The sequence below is a fragment of the Janthinobacterium violaceinigrum genome (assembly GCF_009208555.1).
GTDB lineage: Bacteria > Pseudomonadota > Gammaproteobacteria > Burkholderiales > Burkholderiaceae_D > Janthinobacterium > Janthinobacterium violaceinigrum.
In genome coordinates this window covers 77,183-92,418 of the sequence record NZ_WFLI01000024.1, presented here as the reverse complement: position 1 = coordinate 92,418, position 15,236 = coordinate 77,183, and the positions used below count along the sequence as shown (strand labels likewise).

The 15,236-nt window shown below is 64.2% G+C and carries 13 protein-coding genes and 1 tRNA gene; 7 read left to right on the top strand and 7 right to left on the bottom strand.

Annotation, left to right across the window (positions count from 1 at the left end; translation table 11 throughout):
- Positions 1 to 1,086 (top strand): extracellular catalytic domain type 1 short-chain-length polyhydroxyalkanoate depolymerase (locus tag GCN75_RS19415; RefSeq protein ID WP_152283887.1); only part of this gene is annotated, 1,086 nt, incomplete at its 5' end.
- A 4-nt stretch (positions 1,087 to 1,090) separates the two neighbouring features.
- Here GCN75_RS19415 and GCN75_RS19410 read toward each other — a convergent pair.
- The 3 genes from GCN75_RS19410 to GCN75_RS19400 all read right to left on the bottom strand — a co-directional run bounded on the left by GCN75_RS19410 (position 1,091) and on the right by GCN75_RS19400 (position 5,619).
- The gene (locus GCN75_RS19410; RefSeq protein WP_152283886.1) at positions 1,091 to 2,242 is read right to left on the bottom strand and encodes a response regulator; all 1,152 of its coding nucleotides are present in this window, start codon (positions 2,240 to 2,242) and stop codon (positions 1,091 to 1,093) included.
- A gap of 31 nt (positions 2,243 to 2,273) precedes the next feature.
- Positions 2,274 to 5,321 (bottom strand): response regulator, encoded by a 3,048-nt coding sequence (locus GCN75_RS19405; protein WP_152283885.1) that lies wholly within the window; start codon positions 5,319 to 5,321, stop codon positions 2,274 to 2,276.
- Positions 5,322 to 5,415: 94 nt separating this feature from the next.
- Positions 5,416 to 5,619, bottom strand: a complete 204-nt coding sequence (locus tag GCN75_RS19400; RefSeq protein ID WP_152283884.1) for a cysteine-rich CWC family protein — start codon at positions 5,617 to 5,619, stop codon at positions 5,416 to 5,418.
- A gap of 231 nt (positions 5,620 to 5,850) precedes the next feature.
- Here GCN75_RS19400 and argB point away from each other — a divergent pair, with 231 nt between their 5' ends.
- Both argB and GCN75_RS19390 read left to right on the top strand, forming a co-directional pair.
- On the top strand, positions 5,851 to 6,744 hold the full coding sequence (gene argB / locus GCN75_RS19395; RefSeq protein ID WP_010393729.1) for an acetylglutamate kinase: 894 nt from the start codon (positions 5,851 to 5,853) through the stop codon (positions 6,742 to 6,744).
- A 65-nt stretch (positions 6,745 to 6,809) separates the two neighbouring features.
- Positions 6,810 to 6,884 (top strand) — tRNA-Thr (locus GCN75_RS19390).
- A gap of 145 nt (positions 6,885 to 7,029) precedes the next feature.
- Here GCN75_RS19390 and GCN75_RS19385 read toward each other — a convergent pair.
- On the bottom strand, positions 7,030 to 7,899 hold the full coding sequence (locus tag GCN75_RS19385) for a TraB/GumN family protein (protein WP_226941467.1): 870 nt from the start codon (positions 7,897 to 7,899) through the stop codon (positions 7,030 to 7,032).
- A 90-nt stretch (positions 7,900 to 7,989) separates the two neighbouring features.
- Here GCN75_RS19385 and GCN75_RS19380 point away from each other — a divergent pair, with 90 nt between their 5' ends.
- The 3 genes from GCN75_RS19380 to pabB all read left to right on the top strand — a co-directional run bounded on the left by GCN75_RS19380 (position 7,990) and on the right by pabB (position 11,250).
- Positions 7,990 to 8,724, top strand: coding sequence for a pyrimidine 5'-nucleotidase (locus GCN75_RS19380; RefSeq protein WP_152257851.1), 735 nt, complete (start codon positions 7,990 to 7,992; stop codon positions 8,722 to 8,724).
- 103 nt (positions 8,725 to 8,827) lie between these two features.
- A complete protein-coding gene (gene slmA / locus GCN75_RS19375; protein ID WP_152283882.1) occupies positions 8,828 to 9,403 on the top strand; it encodes a nucleoid occlusion factor SlmA in 576 nt (191 codons plus the stop codon).
- Between the two features lie 8 nt (positions 9,404 to 9,411).
- Positions 9,412 to 11,250 carry an aminodeoxychorismate synthase component I gene (pabB, locus tag GCN75_RS19370; RefSeq protein ID WP_152283881.1) on the top strand — a complete coding sequence of 613 codons (1,839 nt, stop codon included), beginning with the start codon at positions 9,412 to 9,414 and terminating at the stop codon, positions 11,248 to 11,250.
- On the opposite strand, the gene GCN75_RS19365 is transcribed toward pabB, so the two are convergent.
- Positions 11,243 to 11,605, bottom strand: coding sequence for a DUF1428 domain-containing protein (locus GCN75_RS19365; protein WP_152283880.1), 363 nt, complete (start codon positions 11,603 to 11,605; stop codon positions 11,243 to 11,245). The genes pabB and GCN75_RS19365 overlap by 8 nt on opposite strands.
- 115 nt (positions 11,606 to 11,720) lie before the next feature.
- On the bottom strand, positions 11,721 to 12,314 hold the full coding sequence (locus GCN75_RS19360; protein WP_152257847.1) for a glutathione peroxidase: 594 nt from the start codon (positions 12,312 to 12,314) through the stop codon (positions 11,721 to 11,723).
- Positions 12,315 to 12,495: 181 nt separating this feature from the next.
- Here GCN75_RS19360 and GCN75_RS19355 point away from each other — a divergent pair, with 181 nt between their 5' ends.
- On the top strand, positions 12,496 to 13,632 hold the full coding sequence (locus tag GCN75_RS19355) for an extracellular catalytic domain type 2 short-chain-length polyhydroxyalkanoate depolymerase (RefSeq protein ID WP_152283879.1): 1,137 nt from the start codon (positions 12,496 to 12,498) through the stop codon (positions 13,630 to 13,632).
- Positions 13,633 to 13,776: 144 nt separating this feature from the next.
- Here the strand turns inward: GCN75_RS19355 and gabD are convergent, their stop codons facing one another.
- Positions 13,777 to 15,231, bottom strand: a complete 1,455-nt coding sequence (gabD, locus tag GCN75_RS19350) for an NADP-dependent succinate-semialdehyde dehydrogenase (protein WP_152283878.1) — start codon at positions 15,229 to 15,231, stop codon at positions 13,777 to 13,779.
- Positions 15,232 to 15,236 lie beyond the last annotated feature (5 nt).

The following is a 15,236-nucleotide window of genomic DNA, read 5'->3' as shown; positions in this document are numbered from 1 at the left end:
CCGGCGCCTGCCGCAGGCGCCCAGCCGCAAGCGGCCGCCGCACCGGAAACGCCAGCGGCGCCGCCCACGCCCGCGCAGGCGGCGCAGGACTTCGCACAGGATTTCATGGCGCGCCTGGGCGTGCCCGTGGGCCTGGGGCAGCACGGCTTCGACATGCCCAGCTTCGAGCTGCCGAATTTTCATCCGCCCGGCTTCAATGCGCCGGCCACGGCACCGGCGGACATGCCCGCTGGCGCGCAGTTCATCGATGGCGTGTACCGCAACCATGCGGGCACGCGTTCGTACAAGCTGTATATCCCCAGCAGCTATCACGGCCAGGCCATGCCGCTGATCGTCATGCTGCACGGCTGCACGCAGAACCCCGACGATTTCGCCGCCGGCACGCAGATGAATGCGCTGGCCGAAGAAAAGGAGTGTTTTGTCGTCTACCCGGCGCAGACGCAGGGCGCCAACAGCTCGCGCTGCTGGAACTGGTTCAATGCCATCGACCAGCAGCGCGACCAGGGCGAGCCGTCGCTGATCGCCGGCATCGCCCAGCAGGTCATCGACGAATACCCGGTCAATGAACGCGCAGTGTTCGTCGCCGGCCTGTCGGCGGGCGGCGCCATGGCCGTCATCGTCGGCACCCTGTATCCGGACGTGTTTTCCGCCGTCGGTGTGCATTCGGGCCTGCCCTTTGCCTCGGCACAGGACCTGCCGTCGGCGCTGGCCGCCATGAAGGGCGGCGCCATGCCCAATGCCCAGCGCCAGGCGCCGGCGGGCGGCGTACCCATCATCGTCTTCCACGGCGACCGCGACACCACCGTCAACCCGCGCAATGGCGATGAACTGATCGCCCAGGGCGTGCGCAGCCAGGCCGGCGGCAAGGCGGCCAGGGCCGATTCCATCGATGGCAGTGTGCCGAATGGCCACCGCTACACGCGCACCACGCACCGCCAGGCCGACGGCTCGCCGCTGGGGGAACACTGGGTGATCCACGGCGCCGGCCACGCGTGGTCGGGCGGCAGCGGCAGCGGCAGCTATACGGATGGCAAGGGCCCGGACGCCAGCCGTGAGATGCTGCGCTTCTTCAAGACCGTCAGCTGAACCGTCAGCTGATTTTGTCGGCAAACGGCGCCACCTGCCGCTGCTTGTCGGCGATCTCGCACACGCCGTCGGCATAGCGGTTGGAGATGGCGATGAACTGCTCCTGGATTTCCAGGAAAGCGTCGACAATCTCGGCGTCGAAGTGCGAGCCGCGCCCTTCGACGATGATCTGCACGGCCTGCGCATGGTCCATGCCCTGCTTGTAGATGCGCCGGCTGATCAGCGCGTCATACACGTCGGCCAGCGCCATCAGGCGTGCCGAAATCGGGATGTCTTCGCCGGCGAGCCCTTGCGGGTAGCCGCTGCCATCCCATTTTTCATGGTGGCTGTAGGCGATCTCTTTCGCGTACTTGAGGAAATCGACTTCGATGCCCAGCTCGTGTTCGGCCGCCAGGATGGCGTCGCGCCCCAGGGTGGTGTGCGTCTTCATGATAGCCATTTCGTGCGGCTCGAAGCGTCCCGGCTTGAGCAGGATATGGTCGGGGATGCCCACCTTGCCGATGTCGTGCAGCGGCGCCGTCTTGAACAGCAGTTCGATATTCTTGTCCGTCAAAAAATCGCGGAAGCGCGGCAAGCCGCGCACCTTCTCGGCCAGCGCCTTCAGGTAGTGCGAGGTGCGGCGGATATGGTTGCCCGTCTCGCTGTCGCGCGTCTCGGCCAGAGAAGCCATGGCGTGGATGGTGACATCCTGCAGCGCCTTGACTTCCTGCACGCGGCGTTCCACCTCCGTTTCCAGGTACTGGTTCTGGTCGCGCAGGAAATCCTGCATCTGCTTCATCGCCAGTTGCGTCTTGATGCGCGCCAGCACGATGGGCGCCGAAATCGGCTTGGTGATGTAGTCGACGGCGCCCAGGGCCAGGCCCAGCTGCTCGTCGGCCACTTCGCTCATGGCGGTGACAAAAATCACGGGAATGGCGGCCGTGGCGGGATCAGCCTTCAGCGCGCGGCACACGTCGTAGCCGCTCATGCCCGGCATCATGATGTCGAGCAGGATCAGGTCGGGCTGGTCGCTGCCGGCGGCGATCTTCAGCGCGCGCTCGCCATTGACGGCGATCTTGGTGCGGTAATCGTCTTCCAGCACCGCGCGCAGCAGGTCGATATTGTCTGGCGTGTCATCGACCACCAGGATGGTTGGCTTGCTTGCCGGCGCTCTCATGCCCGTCCTTCGCTTTGCATAGTTATCCTTGTCACAGTGTCAGCTCCAGCGCATCGGCTACCTCGCCCAGCTGCGCCAGCGCACCTTCGAAATCGTATTGTCCCAGCATGCGCTTCAGCTGGCGCGCATGTTCGGCCTGGCCCGCCGCGACCAGCACGGGACCGATGCCGTCGAGGTGCTTGACGGCCTGCGCATCGTCCTGCTGCAGCAGTTGCGACAGCTCGCGCAAGCCCGCCTCCAGCTGCGCCCGGTCCACCGCGGCCACCTGCACCACCGGCGCAGCGCCCGCCTCGGCCGCATTGCTGCGCGCCTGCATGGCCAGCACGATCTTCGGCACCAGTTCGTCGAGCGCCAGGGTGCAGGCGGCCAGCGCCTGCGGCAAGCCGTCGTGCGAGCCCAGGCTGAGCAAATGCTCGACCCGCGCGGCGCTGTCGGCCAGGCCACCGGCGCCGATATTGCCGGCCAGGCCCTTCAGGGTATGCGCTTCGCGGATCGCCGTCTCGAGCTGGTTGTTCTCGATGGCGGCAACGATGCGCTGCATGGCATCGAACTGGGTTTCCACAAAACGGTCCAGCAATTTTCGCATCAAAGCGGCGTTGCCGCCCACGCGGCGCATGGCCTCCGCCATTTTCAGGCCCGCGATCACGGGCAGCTCCGCTTCCGGCTGCGCCACCACCGCCGTCATTTCCTGCGGCGCGGCTGGCGCGATCCAGCGCGCCAGCGTACCGAACAGCTGCGCCACGTCGATCGGCTTGGCGATGAAATCGTTCATGCCCGCGTCCAGGCATTTTTCCTTGTCGCCCACCATGGCATTGGCCGTCATGGCGATCACGGGCAGATTCGAATAACGGGGGTCCTGGCGCAGCTTGCGGGTGGCCTGGTAGCCATCCATCACGGGCATCTGGCAATCCATCAGCACGCCGTCATAGGCGTTTTCCTCGATCTTTGCCAGCGCGATGGCGCCGTTGCCCGCGATATCGACGCGGATGCCGGCGTCGTTGAGAATATGCTGCGCCACTTCCTGGTTCACCTCATTGTCTTCCACCAGCAGCAGCCAGGCGCCGCGCAGCGCGCGTTCGTCGTCGCGGTAGCTGCTCTGGCGCTGCGTCTTGCGGCTCTGCCCCGTCACGCCGCCAAACACGAACGAGATCTGGTCGAGCAGGGTCGAGGCGCTGACCGGCTTGTTCAATACGCCGTCGAGCGGCAATTCGCGCTGGCGTGCCGCCTCCAGCAGTGCTTCGCGATGGAAGGCCGTGACCATGATGCAGGCCGGCGTCGCATCGATGCCGGCGGCATCGGCGCGGATGCCAGCCAGGGTATCGAGGCCGTTCATGCCCGGCATTTTCCAGTCCATCAGCACCAGCCCGTACGGCCGCCCCTCGGCGCGCGCCTGCGCCACGGCGCCGATGGCCAGCACACCGCCAAACACGGCACGCGCCTCGAAGCCCAGCGCCGTCAGCATGCTGACGAAGATTTCACGCGCGCTGGGGTTGTCGTCGACCACCAGCACGCGCAGGCCCTGGAATTGCAGCGGCACCGGCAGGCTGTCGCGCGGCACGGCGGCCAGGCCGAAGCGGGCCGTAAAGAAAAAGGTACTGCCCACGCCCGCTTCGCTGACCAGGTCAATCTCGCCTTCCATCATTTCCACCAGGCGCTTGCTGATGGTCAGACCCAGGCCCGTGCCGCCATGGTGGCGCGTGGTCGAGGTGTCGGCCTGGGTAAAGGCCTGGAACAGCTTGCTGCGCTGGGGCGGCGTCAGCCCGATGCCCGTGTCGCGCACGTCCACGCGCAAGACCGCCGCATGTTCCTCGAGCTGCTGCAGACGGATGGTGACGACGATCTCGCCCTTTTCCGTAAATTTGATGGCATTGTTGGTCAGGTTGATCAGCACCTGTCCCAGGCGCAGCGGATCGCCCTGCAATGCATTCGGCACGTCGGGGCCGATGTCGAACAGCAGTTCCAGTCCCTTGTCCTGGGCCCGCATCACGGACAGGTCGGCGATCTGCGCCAGCACGTCTTCGAGGAAAAAATCGACTTTTTCAAAGGCCATCTTGCCCGCCTCGATCTTCGAGAAATCGAGGATGTCGTCGATGATGGCCAGCAGATTCTTCGAAGCCGATTCCACCTTCTCCAGGTAGTTGCGCTGGGTCGACGTGAGATCCGTCTGCAGCGCCAGGTGGGTCATGCCGATGATGCCGTTCATGGGCGTGCGGATCTCGTGCGACATATTGGCCAGGAAGTCCGACTTCATCTTGGTCGCATCCTCGGCCACTTCGACGGCGTGGCGCAGGTCCTGCTCGACGGCCAGGCTGGTGCTCATGTCCTTGAGCGCCTGCAGCAATTCGCCCGTCTCGTCGCGCGACGTCACTTCGATGATGGAACTGAGGTCGCCATTGGCCACGCGCGTGGCGATCGCCACCGCCTCGCCCAGCGGGCGCGTGATCGAGCGCGCCGACCAGGCAAAGGCCAGCCCCGTCAGCAGGGCAGCCAGGCCGATGCCGCCCATCAGCAGCAGCGAAGTGTCGATGTCGTTGCGTATCCTGGCCGCGCTGTCGCGGATCTGCTGCTGCTGCAAGTCGTCGAGCTGGCCCACGTACAGCAGCACCTTTTCCAGCACGGGCAGCGTTTGCGTCTGCATCGTCTGCTCCGCGCCAGCATCGTCGCCCTGCCCGACCAGTGCGAACAGGGACTGCAGGGACGTGTAATAGCCGGCGCGCGCCTGGTGCATCTGCTGCAGCAGGCGCCGCTCGTCGGGCCGCGCATCGAGCCCGTCGAGGATGCGCACCTGGTCGTCGATGCCTTGCCGGATCGCCTCCAGGCGTTCCTGGTTCGCCTGGCGCTGCGCCAGCTTGTGCTGGCTCGGCAGGCTGGCGATACGCGTGGCCGCCTCGCGCGCCAGGCTGTGGATCTTGCTGGTGGCCTTGGCGGCGACCCAGTCGCGCTGCAGGATATCGTCCGTCTCGGCGCGGATGGCGTAGATACGGCTGCCCGCCAGCACGATGACGACCAGCATCAGCACGATCAAAATGGCATAACCGGCATTGATGCGCACGCCGATCCGGATATCCCTGAAGCGCATGACTTTCCTATCAGAAATTCTTAAAAATCGAAGTCTGAACGTATTCCCCTACAGAATGCAAGGTTTATTGCAAAGCAATTGCATGCCGAAGCGCTTAATTGGCCGACGTTATGGCTTTTGCGGGCAGCGGCAGCGCGGCGATATGCGCTTGCAGGCAGGCAGGGCACCAGCAGCCGATGGCGCTGTTGCCCGGCACGGGCATGGCGGGCGGCAGGGCCGTGCACCAGCATGGTCCGCTGGCCTGGGGGTCGGTCTGGCCACATTGGAAAGTGGCGCCGCAGCGGCTGCACTGGCTCATGGCTGTGTTTGAATTGGCAAGTGTGTGACACGCCAGGTCCCCGCGCGACGCAGATGTAACTGGCAGTAAAAGGGCTGGCTGGCGGACATATCGGACCAGACTATAGGATGATCAGGGAAAATACAACAAGATCGCCCTATAATGCCTCCAAGATTTTCGTCTTCCCTGTAAAATCTCACCAATCTATTTTCCGGACTCGCCATGAATCAACTAGCTAACTTGAACCTGGACATGAATGACGACTTGACGGCGGTGTCGCCGCAAATCAAGGCGCAGATTCTGGCCGAGGCCCTCCCCTACATCCGCAATTTCCACGGCAAGACCATCGTCATCAAATACGGCGGCAATGCCATGACGGACGAACGCCTGAAGCACGGCTTCGCGCGCGACGTCATCCTGCTCAAGCTGGTCGGCATGAACCCCGTCGTGGTCCACGGCGGCGGACCGCAGATCGACAACGCGCTGAAAAAAATCGGCAAGCAAGGCACCTTCGTGCAAGGCATGCGCATCACCGACGAAGAAACCATGGAAGTGGTGGAGTGGGTGCTGGGCGGCGAAGTGCAGCAGGATATCGTCATGCTGATCAACCATTACGGCGGCCAGGCCGTCGGCCTGACGGGCAAGGATGGCGGCTTGATCCGCGCGCGCAAGATGCAGATGCCGGACCGCGAACATCCGGGCGAATTCCTCGACATCGGCTTCGTCGGCGAGATCGACGCGATCAACCCGGCCGTCGTCAAGGCGCTGCAGGACGATGCCTTCATTCCTATCATCTCGCCGATCGGTTTCGGCCAGGACGGCCAGGCCTACAACATCAACGCCGACGTGGTGGCGGGCAAGATCGCGGAAATCCTGAAAGCGGAAAAGCTGATCATGATGACCAATATCGCCGGCGTCCAGGACAAGCAGGGCAATCTGGTGACCGACCTGTCGGCGCGCGAAATCGACGAGATGTTCGCCGATGGCACGATCTCGGGCGGCATGCTGCCGAAGATCTCGTCGGCGCTCGACGCCGCCAAGTCCGGCGTGAACACGGTGCACATCATCGACGGCCGCATCGAACACTCATTATTGCTGGAAGTGTTGACCGAGCAGGCTTTTGGTACTATGATCCGTTCGCACTAAAAAAATCGCCGTGCATCACGGCGAGTAGTTTGGCGGCGCAGATCACCTGGCGCCGCTTTTAATTTGCCCTTGTAGCTCAGTGGTAGAGCACTCCCTTGGTAAGGGAGAGGCCACGTGTTCGATCCACGTCAAGGGCACCAACTATATCTCCCCGCAGCTGAAAAAATGTCCATGGCGGCGTTGTCCTTCCTCGCCGTACCTGCGTACTGTCTTCGTCAGTCCGCCTTGCCCTGAACACTTTTCCATCTGCTCTGCCGCCGTTGCTTGCGCGGCTAAGCCAGCAGCTCAATACACCCGTTCGACCTTCAAGCCCTTCTGACGCAATAGATCCGGAACGCTTTTCGTGCCCACCAGGTGCAGCACGCCGATGGCGGCGAGGCTGGACTTTTCGCGTGCCAGCAGTTTGGCGATGCCGTCGGCCAGGGCGGGGTTGCGGCCGTCGAGCAGCACTTTCTGCACGAACTGGGCGGCGAACGACGGGTCTTGCGCCGCTTTGGCGGCCAGTTTGTCGAAGGCGGCCGCATCGGCCGTGCGCCAGGCGTCGGCGATCTCGCGCGCTTCCTGGCTTTGCTCCTGGTCCTCGATCGACACCACGCCGTCTTCCAGGAAGCGGCACTGGTCGGCCGGCGACATGGCGCCGAACAGCGCCATCTGGCCTTCCATCGATTCGAGTTCCACCACGGGGATCTTGCGCGCCTTGGCCTGCTGCGACAGATAATTGTCCACCGCCAGTTCCGAGCGGTAGCCCAGGGTGGAAAATTCGCCGATGGCCAGCATGCTGGCCAGCATCCACGGCTTCATCGGCGCCACCGATTCGGCCGGAATGCCGTATTTTTGCAACAACGGCGCCAGGCGCGGCGCCAGGGTCTGGCGGCAGTCAGGCGGCGCCTTGCTGCCTGGCGCTTCCATGCCGTATTTGAGCACGGCGCCCATGGCGGCGCGCGGATCGGCGCCGGGATCGATCTCCAGCGCCAGCGCCCCGGCCTGCTGCAACGCCTGCGTCACCGTCGGCTCGAGTGGATAAAAATCGGGCGCGCCGACATGGATGGTGCCGAACAGATACAGGGTGTGGCCCCCGTCCTGCACCTTGAACAGGGCACCCCGGTTTTGCGCCACGGGTGCCGCGTCGGCCAAGGCCGCCTGCAACGGCAGCAAGAATAATCCGCAAAACATCACTATAATCTGGCGTCGCATGGTTTTCCTGATTGTTGAATTTTTCATCTTCTCTCGCTAGCAAAGACTCCTGTGCCTGTGTCCCATCTTAACCGCTCGTCGCCGGTCTGGCTGTTTGACCTCGACAACACGCTGCACAATGCCTCGCACGCCATCTTTCCCACCATCACGGCCAATATGAACACCTATATTGCCCGCGTACTGGGCGACGGCGTGACGCCGGCCGACGACGCCGTCGTCAATGCGGCGCGCGCGGCCTACTGGCGCCGCTATGGCGCCACCTTGCTGGGCATGGTCAAGCACCACCAGGTGCAAGCCGCGCACTTCCTCCACGAGACACATGCGTTCGACGATTTGCGCGCCATGATACGCGCCGAGAAGGGACTGGGGGCTTTACTCAAACGCCTGCCTGGCCGTAAAATTTTACTCACCAATGCGCCGCTGCGCTATTCGAGCGACGTCATGCGCCACCTGGGCCTGCGCCAGCACTTTGCGCAGCATATCGCCATCGAGGCGATGCACGTGCACCGCCAGCTGCGGCCCAAGCCATCGACCCTGATGCTGCGCAAACTGATGCGCAAGCACCAGCTCCGCCCGGGCCGCTGCATCCTCGTGGAAGACACCCTGGCCAACCTGAAGGGGGCAAAAAAGCTGGGCCTGCGCACGGCCTGGGTCACGCAATACCTGAAAATGGCCGATCCGATCGGCGTGGCCAAGCTGCCCAAGGCGTTAAATCGCCCCGCTTACGTCGATGTCAAAGTAAAATCTGTCCGGCATTTGGCACGCCGCCTTCACCGACTGCGTTGAAGGGGATTCCTGGGCTTCCGGTTGACGCCGGAAGCCGCACCGCTAGCGGCGGTGACGGACCTCCCCCATCAAGGCAGCATTTTTTTTAACGACAAGAGAAAATATGGCAAGCACACCGCCGGGCCAACGCAGGCTACAAATTCTTCAGGCCCTCGCCGCAATGCTGGAGCAGCCGAAAGGCGAAAAGATCACCACGGCCGCACTGGCGGCCAGACTGGCCGTCTCGGAAGCGGCCCTGTACCGCCATTTCGCCAGCAAGGCGCAAATGTTCGAAGGGCTGATCGAATTCATCGAGTCGAGCGTTTTCGGCCTGATCAACCAGATCGCGGAAAAGCACAGCGACGGCATGACGCAGACGCGCGACATCGTCGGCATGCTGCTCAATTTCGCCATCAGCAATCCGGGCATGACGCGCGTGCTGATCGGCGACGCCCTGGTCAATGAGGACGAGCGCCTGCAAGTGCGCATGAACCAGTTCTACGACCGCGTGGAACTGGCGCTCAAGCAGTCCCTGCGCGTGGCCGCCGCCGAAGGCCATGGCAAGGAAAGCGAAGTGGCGGCGCGCGCCACCCTGATCGTCGGCTACGTCATCGGACGCTGGCACCGCTACGCCAAGAGCGGCTTCAAGATCAATCCATCCCAGGAAGCGGCGCTGCAAATCGCCATGCTGCTGGGATAGCAGTCCCCATGCCTGCCGACTGCTTCGCCCTGCTCGACGACGCCAGCACGCCCGGCGCCGGTTCGCGCCTGTACACGGGCCTGGCGGCGGTCTTGCAATGCACCGAGGGCAGCGGGTGGCCAGCCCTGCTCGCAGGGCTGCAAGAGGCCTTGCAACGCGGCCAGCACGCCGTCAGCGTGTGCAGCTACGAACTGGGCGCGCACTTGCTGGCCATGCCGCCGCGCGCGGCCGGCATCGACGCACCGCCGCTGGCGCAAGTGCTCGTCTTTGAACACTGCACGCCGCTGTCGCAGGATGAGGTGCTGCAGTGGCTGGACCAACGTGCGCCGGCGACGGCAGCGCCGTCTGGCGTGGCCAACATCCGCGCGAACGTGGATCAGGCCGAATTCACGCGCGCGCTGCACCGCATCCACGACTACATCGTGGCCGGCGATACCTACCAGGTAAATTACACCTACCGTTTGCGCTTCGACGCCTTCGGCTCGCCCCTGGCCCTGTATGCGCGGCTGCGCGCGCGCCAGCCCGTGCCGTACGGCGCGCTGGTGATGCTGCCCGATGGCGGCGCCCTGCTGTCGCTGTCGCCCGAGCTGTTCGTGCGCCATGCGCAAGGCGAGCTGACGGCGCGTCCCATGAAAGGCACGGCGCCGGCCGCCCCTGCCGAACAGACGCAGGAAAACGCGCGCCGCGCCGGCGCCCTGGCCAGCGATCCGAAAAACCGCGCGGAAAACCTGATGATCGTCGACCTGCTGCGCAACGACATCGGCCGCATCGCCGCCACGGGGTCCGTCACGGTGCCGGCCCTGTTCGAGGTGACGCGCTACAGCAGCGTGCTGCAAATGACGTCGACCGTGCAGGCGCGCCTGCGCGACGACGCCAGCCTGGCCGACATCTTCCAGGCCTTATATCCGTGCGGTTCGATCACGGGCGCGCCGAAACGCCGCACCATGGAAATCATCGCCGAGCTGGAGCCGGCGCCGCGCGGCATCTACACGGGCGCCATCGGCTGGTTCGATCCGCCACACGCCGGCACTCCCCGCCCGGTGGGCGACTTCTGCATGTCCGTGCCCATCCGCACCCTGGCCCTGCAGCCGGCAGGTCCTGGCGGCATCCGGCGCGGCGAGATGGGCGTGGGCGCCGGCATCGTGCTCGACAGCGACCCGCAGGAGGAATTTGCGGAGTGCCAGCTCAAGGCCCGCTTCCTCACGGGACTGGCCAACGACTTCGAACTGTTCGAGACCCTGCACGCCAGCCGCACGGGCGGCTGCCGCCAGCAGGAGCGCCATCTGGCGCGCCTGGCCGCTTCCTGCGCCTACTTCGGTTTTGCGTGGGACGAGAATGCCGCCCGCGCCGCGCTGCAGGCCGCCTGCGCGCAGCGGCCGGACGATGCGCCATTCCGCCTGCGCCTGGCGCTGCGCCAGGATGGCCAGTGCACGGTACAAAGCGGCGCTCTCGCCGCCCTGCCGGACACGGTCAACGTCCTGCTGGCGCCCGACGCCACCATGGCGGACGACCTGTTCCTGCGTCACAAGAGCAGCGTGCGCGCGCGCTATGACGCAGCCTGGCGCGCAGCCGAAGCGCAAGGCGCTTTCGACATGCTGTTCTTCAATGAACGGGGCGAGCTGACGGAGGGCGGGCGCAGCAATGTGTTCGTGAAACTCGATGGCCGCTGGCACACGCCCCCGCTGTCCTGCGGCTTGCTGCCCGGCGTGCAGCGCGCGGCCATGCTGGCCGATCCCGCCTGGGACGCGCAGGAAACCATCATCACACGCGCCATGCTGGCGCAAGCCGAGGCCATCGTCGTGTGCAATGCCCTGCGCGGGGCGCTGCCCGCACAGCTGCTTATTTGATATCTACCTGCATTTCATAGCCGCCGTAGATCATCCGCTTGCCATCGAACGGCAGCTTGGCCGGGTCCATCATCTCGGCCAGGCGCGGGTCTTTCATGACCTTGTCGTTGATTTCATCGCGCCTGGCGCGCGATTCGAACACGATCCAGGAAAACACCACCACTTCGCCATCCTGCAAGTCCACCGCCTGCGGGAACGAGGTCAGCTTGCCCGGCTTGACATCGTCGCCCACGCATTCGCGAAATTCCTGTGCGCCATATTCACGCCAGACGGCGCCGCAGGCGCGCGACATGGCCAGATAGGTATCGAGCTTGGCTTTCGGTACGGGCACCACAAATCCATCGACATACGCCATGATGTTCTCCTTTGTTGTGACAAACGCGAACACCCAGCTTAGGACAGTGATGGCAAGACGACAAGCGCGGCATTAAAAAAAAGCAGGCGTTCAAGCCTGCTTGTGTCCTGGCAACTTACATCGCCAGCGCTTTTTCCACCGCACCCACCAGTTTCTTGTCGTCCGGCGTCACCTTGCTGGGGAAGCTTTCCACCACCTTGCCGTGGCGGTCGATCAGGTATTTATGGAAATTCCAGGCGGGCGTCTTGCCCGTCTGCTTGATCAGATCCACGTACAGGGGATTCGGCGCCGGGCCCGACACCACCGACTTGGCGAACATGGGGAATTTCACGCCATAGGTGTTGTAGCAAAAATCGGCGATTTCCTTGCTGTTGCCCGGCTCCTGCTTGCCAAAATCGTTCGACGGGAAGCCCAGCACCACCAGTCCCTTGCTGCCGTACTTGGCGTACAGCGCCTCGAGTCCTTCGTATTGGTTGGTAAAACCACAATAACTGGCCGTATTCACCACCAGCACGACCTTGCCCGCGTACTGGCACAGGTTTTGCGGCGCTTCATCCTGCAAGCGGTTGAACGTCTGCTTGAGGATGGCGGGACAGGCGGCCGGTGCGGCGGCAGCCGTGGCGGCTTCCGCAGCATGGGCGGGGATGGCCAGGCTGGCACTGGCGGCAAGGGTGGTCAGCGCAAACAGCTGGGCAAAGGTCTTGGACATGAGGGGCACCATGGTGGGAAGGAAAAAAACCATTCTATGTCAAACGCTGCGCGCGCGTATGAGAGCAACAACAACAGCGATAGCTTGAGCGACATCAACGACGGTGCAGTACTTGCCCAACGCACAGTTTTTTTACCTATGCTCGGCCTTCCTGTCCTTTTTCCTGTCTTGTGGAGATGCCATGCCCTTCCCCGCCCTTTCCCGTCCCGTCTGCGCACTGCTGGCCGCAGGCCTGCTGACCCTCGCGCCAGCCGGCGCCCACGCCGCCACAACCGTCAAGGCCGCCAAGGCCGTCACGCCCGCCGCGACAAGAGACGCCCCCGCCCTGCCCGGCTACCAGGCCGACCTGAGCCAGACCACCGTGTCCGGCCTGTCCTCGGGCGGCTTCATGGCGGCGCAGTTTGCCGTCGCCTATTCCGCCACCGTTGCCGGCGCCGGCATCATCGCGGGCGGCCCGTATTTCTGCTCGGGCCAGCCGGGGCGCTTCCCCTACATTCCCTACCTGACGAACGCCCTGACCACCTGCATGAATCCAGGCAGCGCGCAGGTGGCGCCGCCCGTGGCCAGCGAATTGCTGCGTGCAGCGAACGATTTTGCGCGCATGCGCCTGATCGACGACACGGCCAACCTGAAACGCCAGCGCGTGTATCTGTTCAGCGGAACGAAAGACCAGACCGTGACGCAGCCCGTGGTGGAACAGGTGGGGAAATTCTATGCGCTGGCGGGCACGCCGGCCGAGCAGATCCGCTTCGTCGACAATGTCGGCGCAGGCCATGCCATCATCACGGACAACAACCAGGACACGGCTTGCGGCGTGACGGCGTCGCCCTTCATCAACGACTGCGACTTCGTGCAGGCGCGCGACATCCTGCAGCACCTGTACCCGGGGCTGCAGCCCGCATCGGCCACGCTGACGGGCAAGCTGATCTCCTTCAACCAGCGCAGCTTCATCCAGAGCGCGTACTCGAGCATGAACAATACGGGCTACGCCTATATCCCGAAAGCCTGCGACAGCGAGAGCTGCCGCGTGCACGTGGTCTTCCACGGCTGCCTGCAAACGACGCAAGCCATCGGCGACCGGTTCTATACCAGCACCGGCTACAACCAGGTAGCGGACGCCAACAAGATCATCGTGCTGTATCCGCAGGCCGAACCGAGCCCCGTCTACCCGTACAACCCGAAAGGCTGCTGGGATTTCTGGGGCTACACCAGCCTCAATCCGATCGACCCGGATTTCTACCGCAAGAGCGGCACGCAGATGCAGGCGGTCAAGGGCATGCTGGACAGGTTAGGATCGGCTCGCAACAGCCGTCACTGACAGACGTCACGGATGCCTGAGAAAATCGTAGCGAGCGGCAACGATTTCTGGCCAGGAAGCGCAGCTGTACTAGGTACGGGGCCGCCGAAGCAGCGCGCATCGCAGGCCGGAAAGCGCGCCGCCCGGCAGATTTAATCCAGCATCCTAGATACCGCCCATGCAGATGTACTTGATGACCAGGTAGTCTTCGATGCCGTAGGTCGACCCTTCGCGGCCCAGGCCCGATTGCTTGACGCCGCCGAAGGGTGCGATCTCGTTCGAGATCAAGCCCGTATTGACGCCGACCATGCCCGTTTCCAGGCCTTCGGCCACGCGCCAGATGCGGCCGATGTCGCGCGAATAGAAGTAGGCAGCCAGGCCGAATTCCGTATTGTTGGCCAGGGCGATGACTTCATCGTCCGTCTTGAAGCGGAACAGGGGCGCCAGCGGACCGAAGGTTTCTTCCGTGGCCACGCGCATGTCGTTCGTCACGTCGGCGATGATGGTCGGCTCGAAGAAGCCATTGCCCAGCGCATGGCGCTTGCCGCCAGCGAGCAGGCGGCCGCCCTTGCCCAGCGCGTCGGCCACGTGCTCTTCCACCTTGGCGACGGCCTTGGCGTCGATCAGCGGGCCTTGCGTGACGCCCGCCTCGATGCCATTGCCCACCTTCAGCTTGGCCACGGCGGCCACCAGCTTGTCGGCAAACGCGTCATACACGCTGTCCTGCACATACAGGCGGTTGGCGCACACGCAGGTCTGGCCCGCATTGCGGTATTTCGAGGCGATGGCGCCTTCCACGGCCGCATCCAGGTCGGCGTCGTCGAAAACGATGAACGGCGCGTTGCCGCCCAGTTCCAGCGACAGCTTCTTGATCGTCGGCGCGCATTGTTCGGCCAGCAGGCGGCCCACCTGGGTCGAACCCGTAAATGTCAGCTTGCGCACGATGGGGTTCGACGTCATCTCGCCGCCGATGTCCTTCGGCGCGCCCGTGACGATGCTGAACACGCCCGCAGGCACGCCCGCGCGCTCGGCCAGCACAGCCAGCGCCAGCGCGGAAAACGGCGTCGCTTCGGCCGGCTTGAGGACCATCGGGCAGCCGGCGGCCAGGGCCGGGCCGACTTTGCGGGTGATCATGGCGGCGGGGAAATTCCATGGCGTGATGGCGGCGCACACGCCGATCGGCTCCTTGGTGATGACCAGGCGGCGGTCCGGCCATGGCGACTGCAGGGTATCGCCTGCGACGCGCTTGCATTCTTCGGCAAACCACTCGATGAACGAGGCGCCGAACTGCACTTCGCCCTTCGCTTCCGGCAAGGGCTTGCCCTGCTCGGTGGTCATGATCAGCGCCAGGTCGTCGGCGTTTTCCAGGATCAGGTCATGCCAGCGGCGCAGCACGGCCGCGCGCTCCTTGGCCGTCTTCTTGCGCCAGGCAGGCCAGGCGGCATTGGCCGCCTCGATGGCGCGGCGCGTCTCGGCCGCGCCCATCAGGGGCACCGTGCCGATATGCTCGCCCGTGGCGGGATTGCTCACATTAATCGTCTGGCCACCATCGGCATCGACCCAGACTCCATTCACGTAAGCCTGGTGACGCAACAAGGTAGGATCTTTCAACTGCAGCATATGCA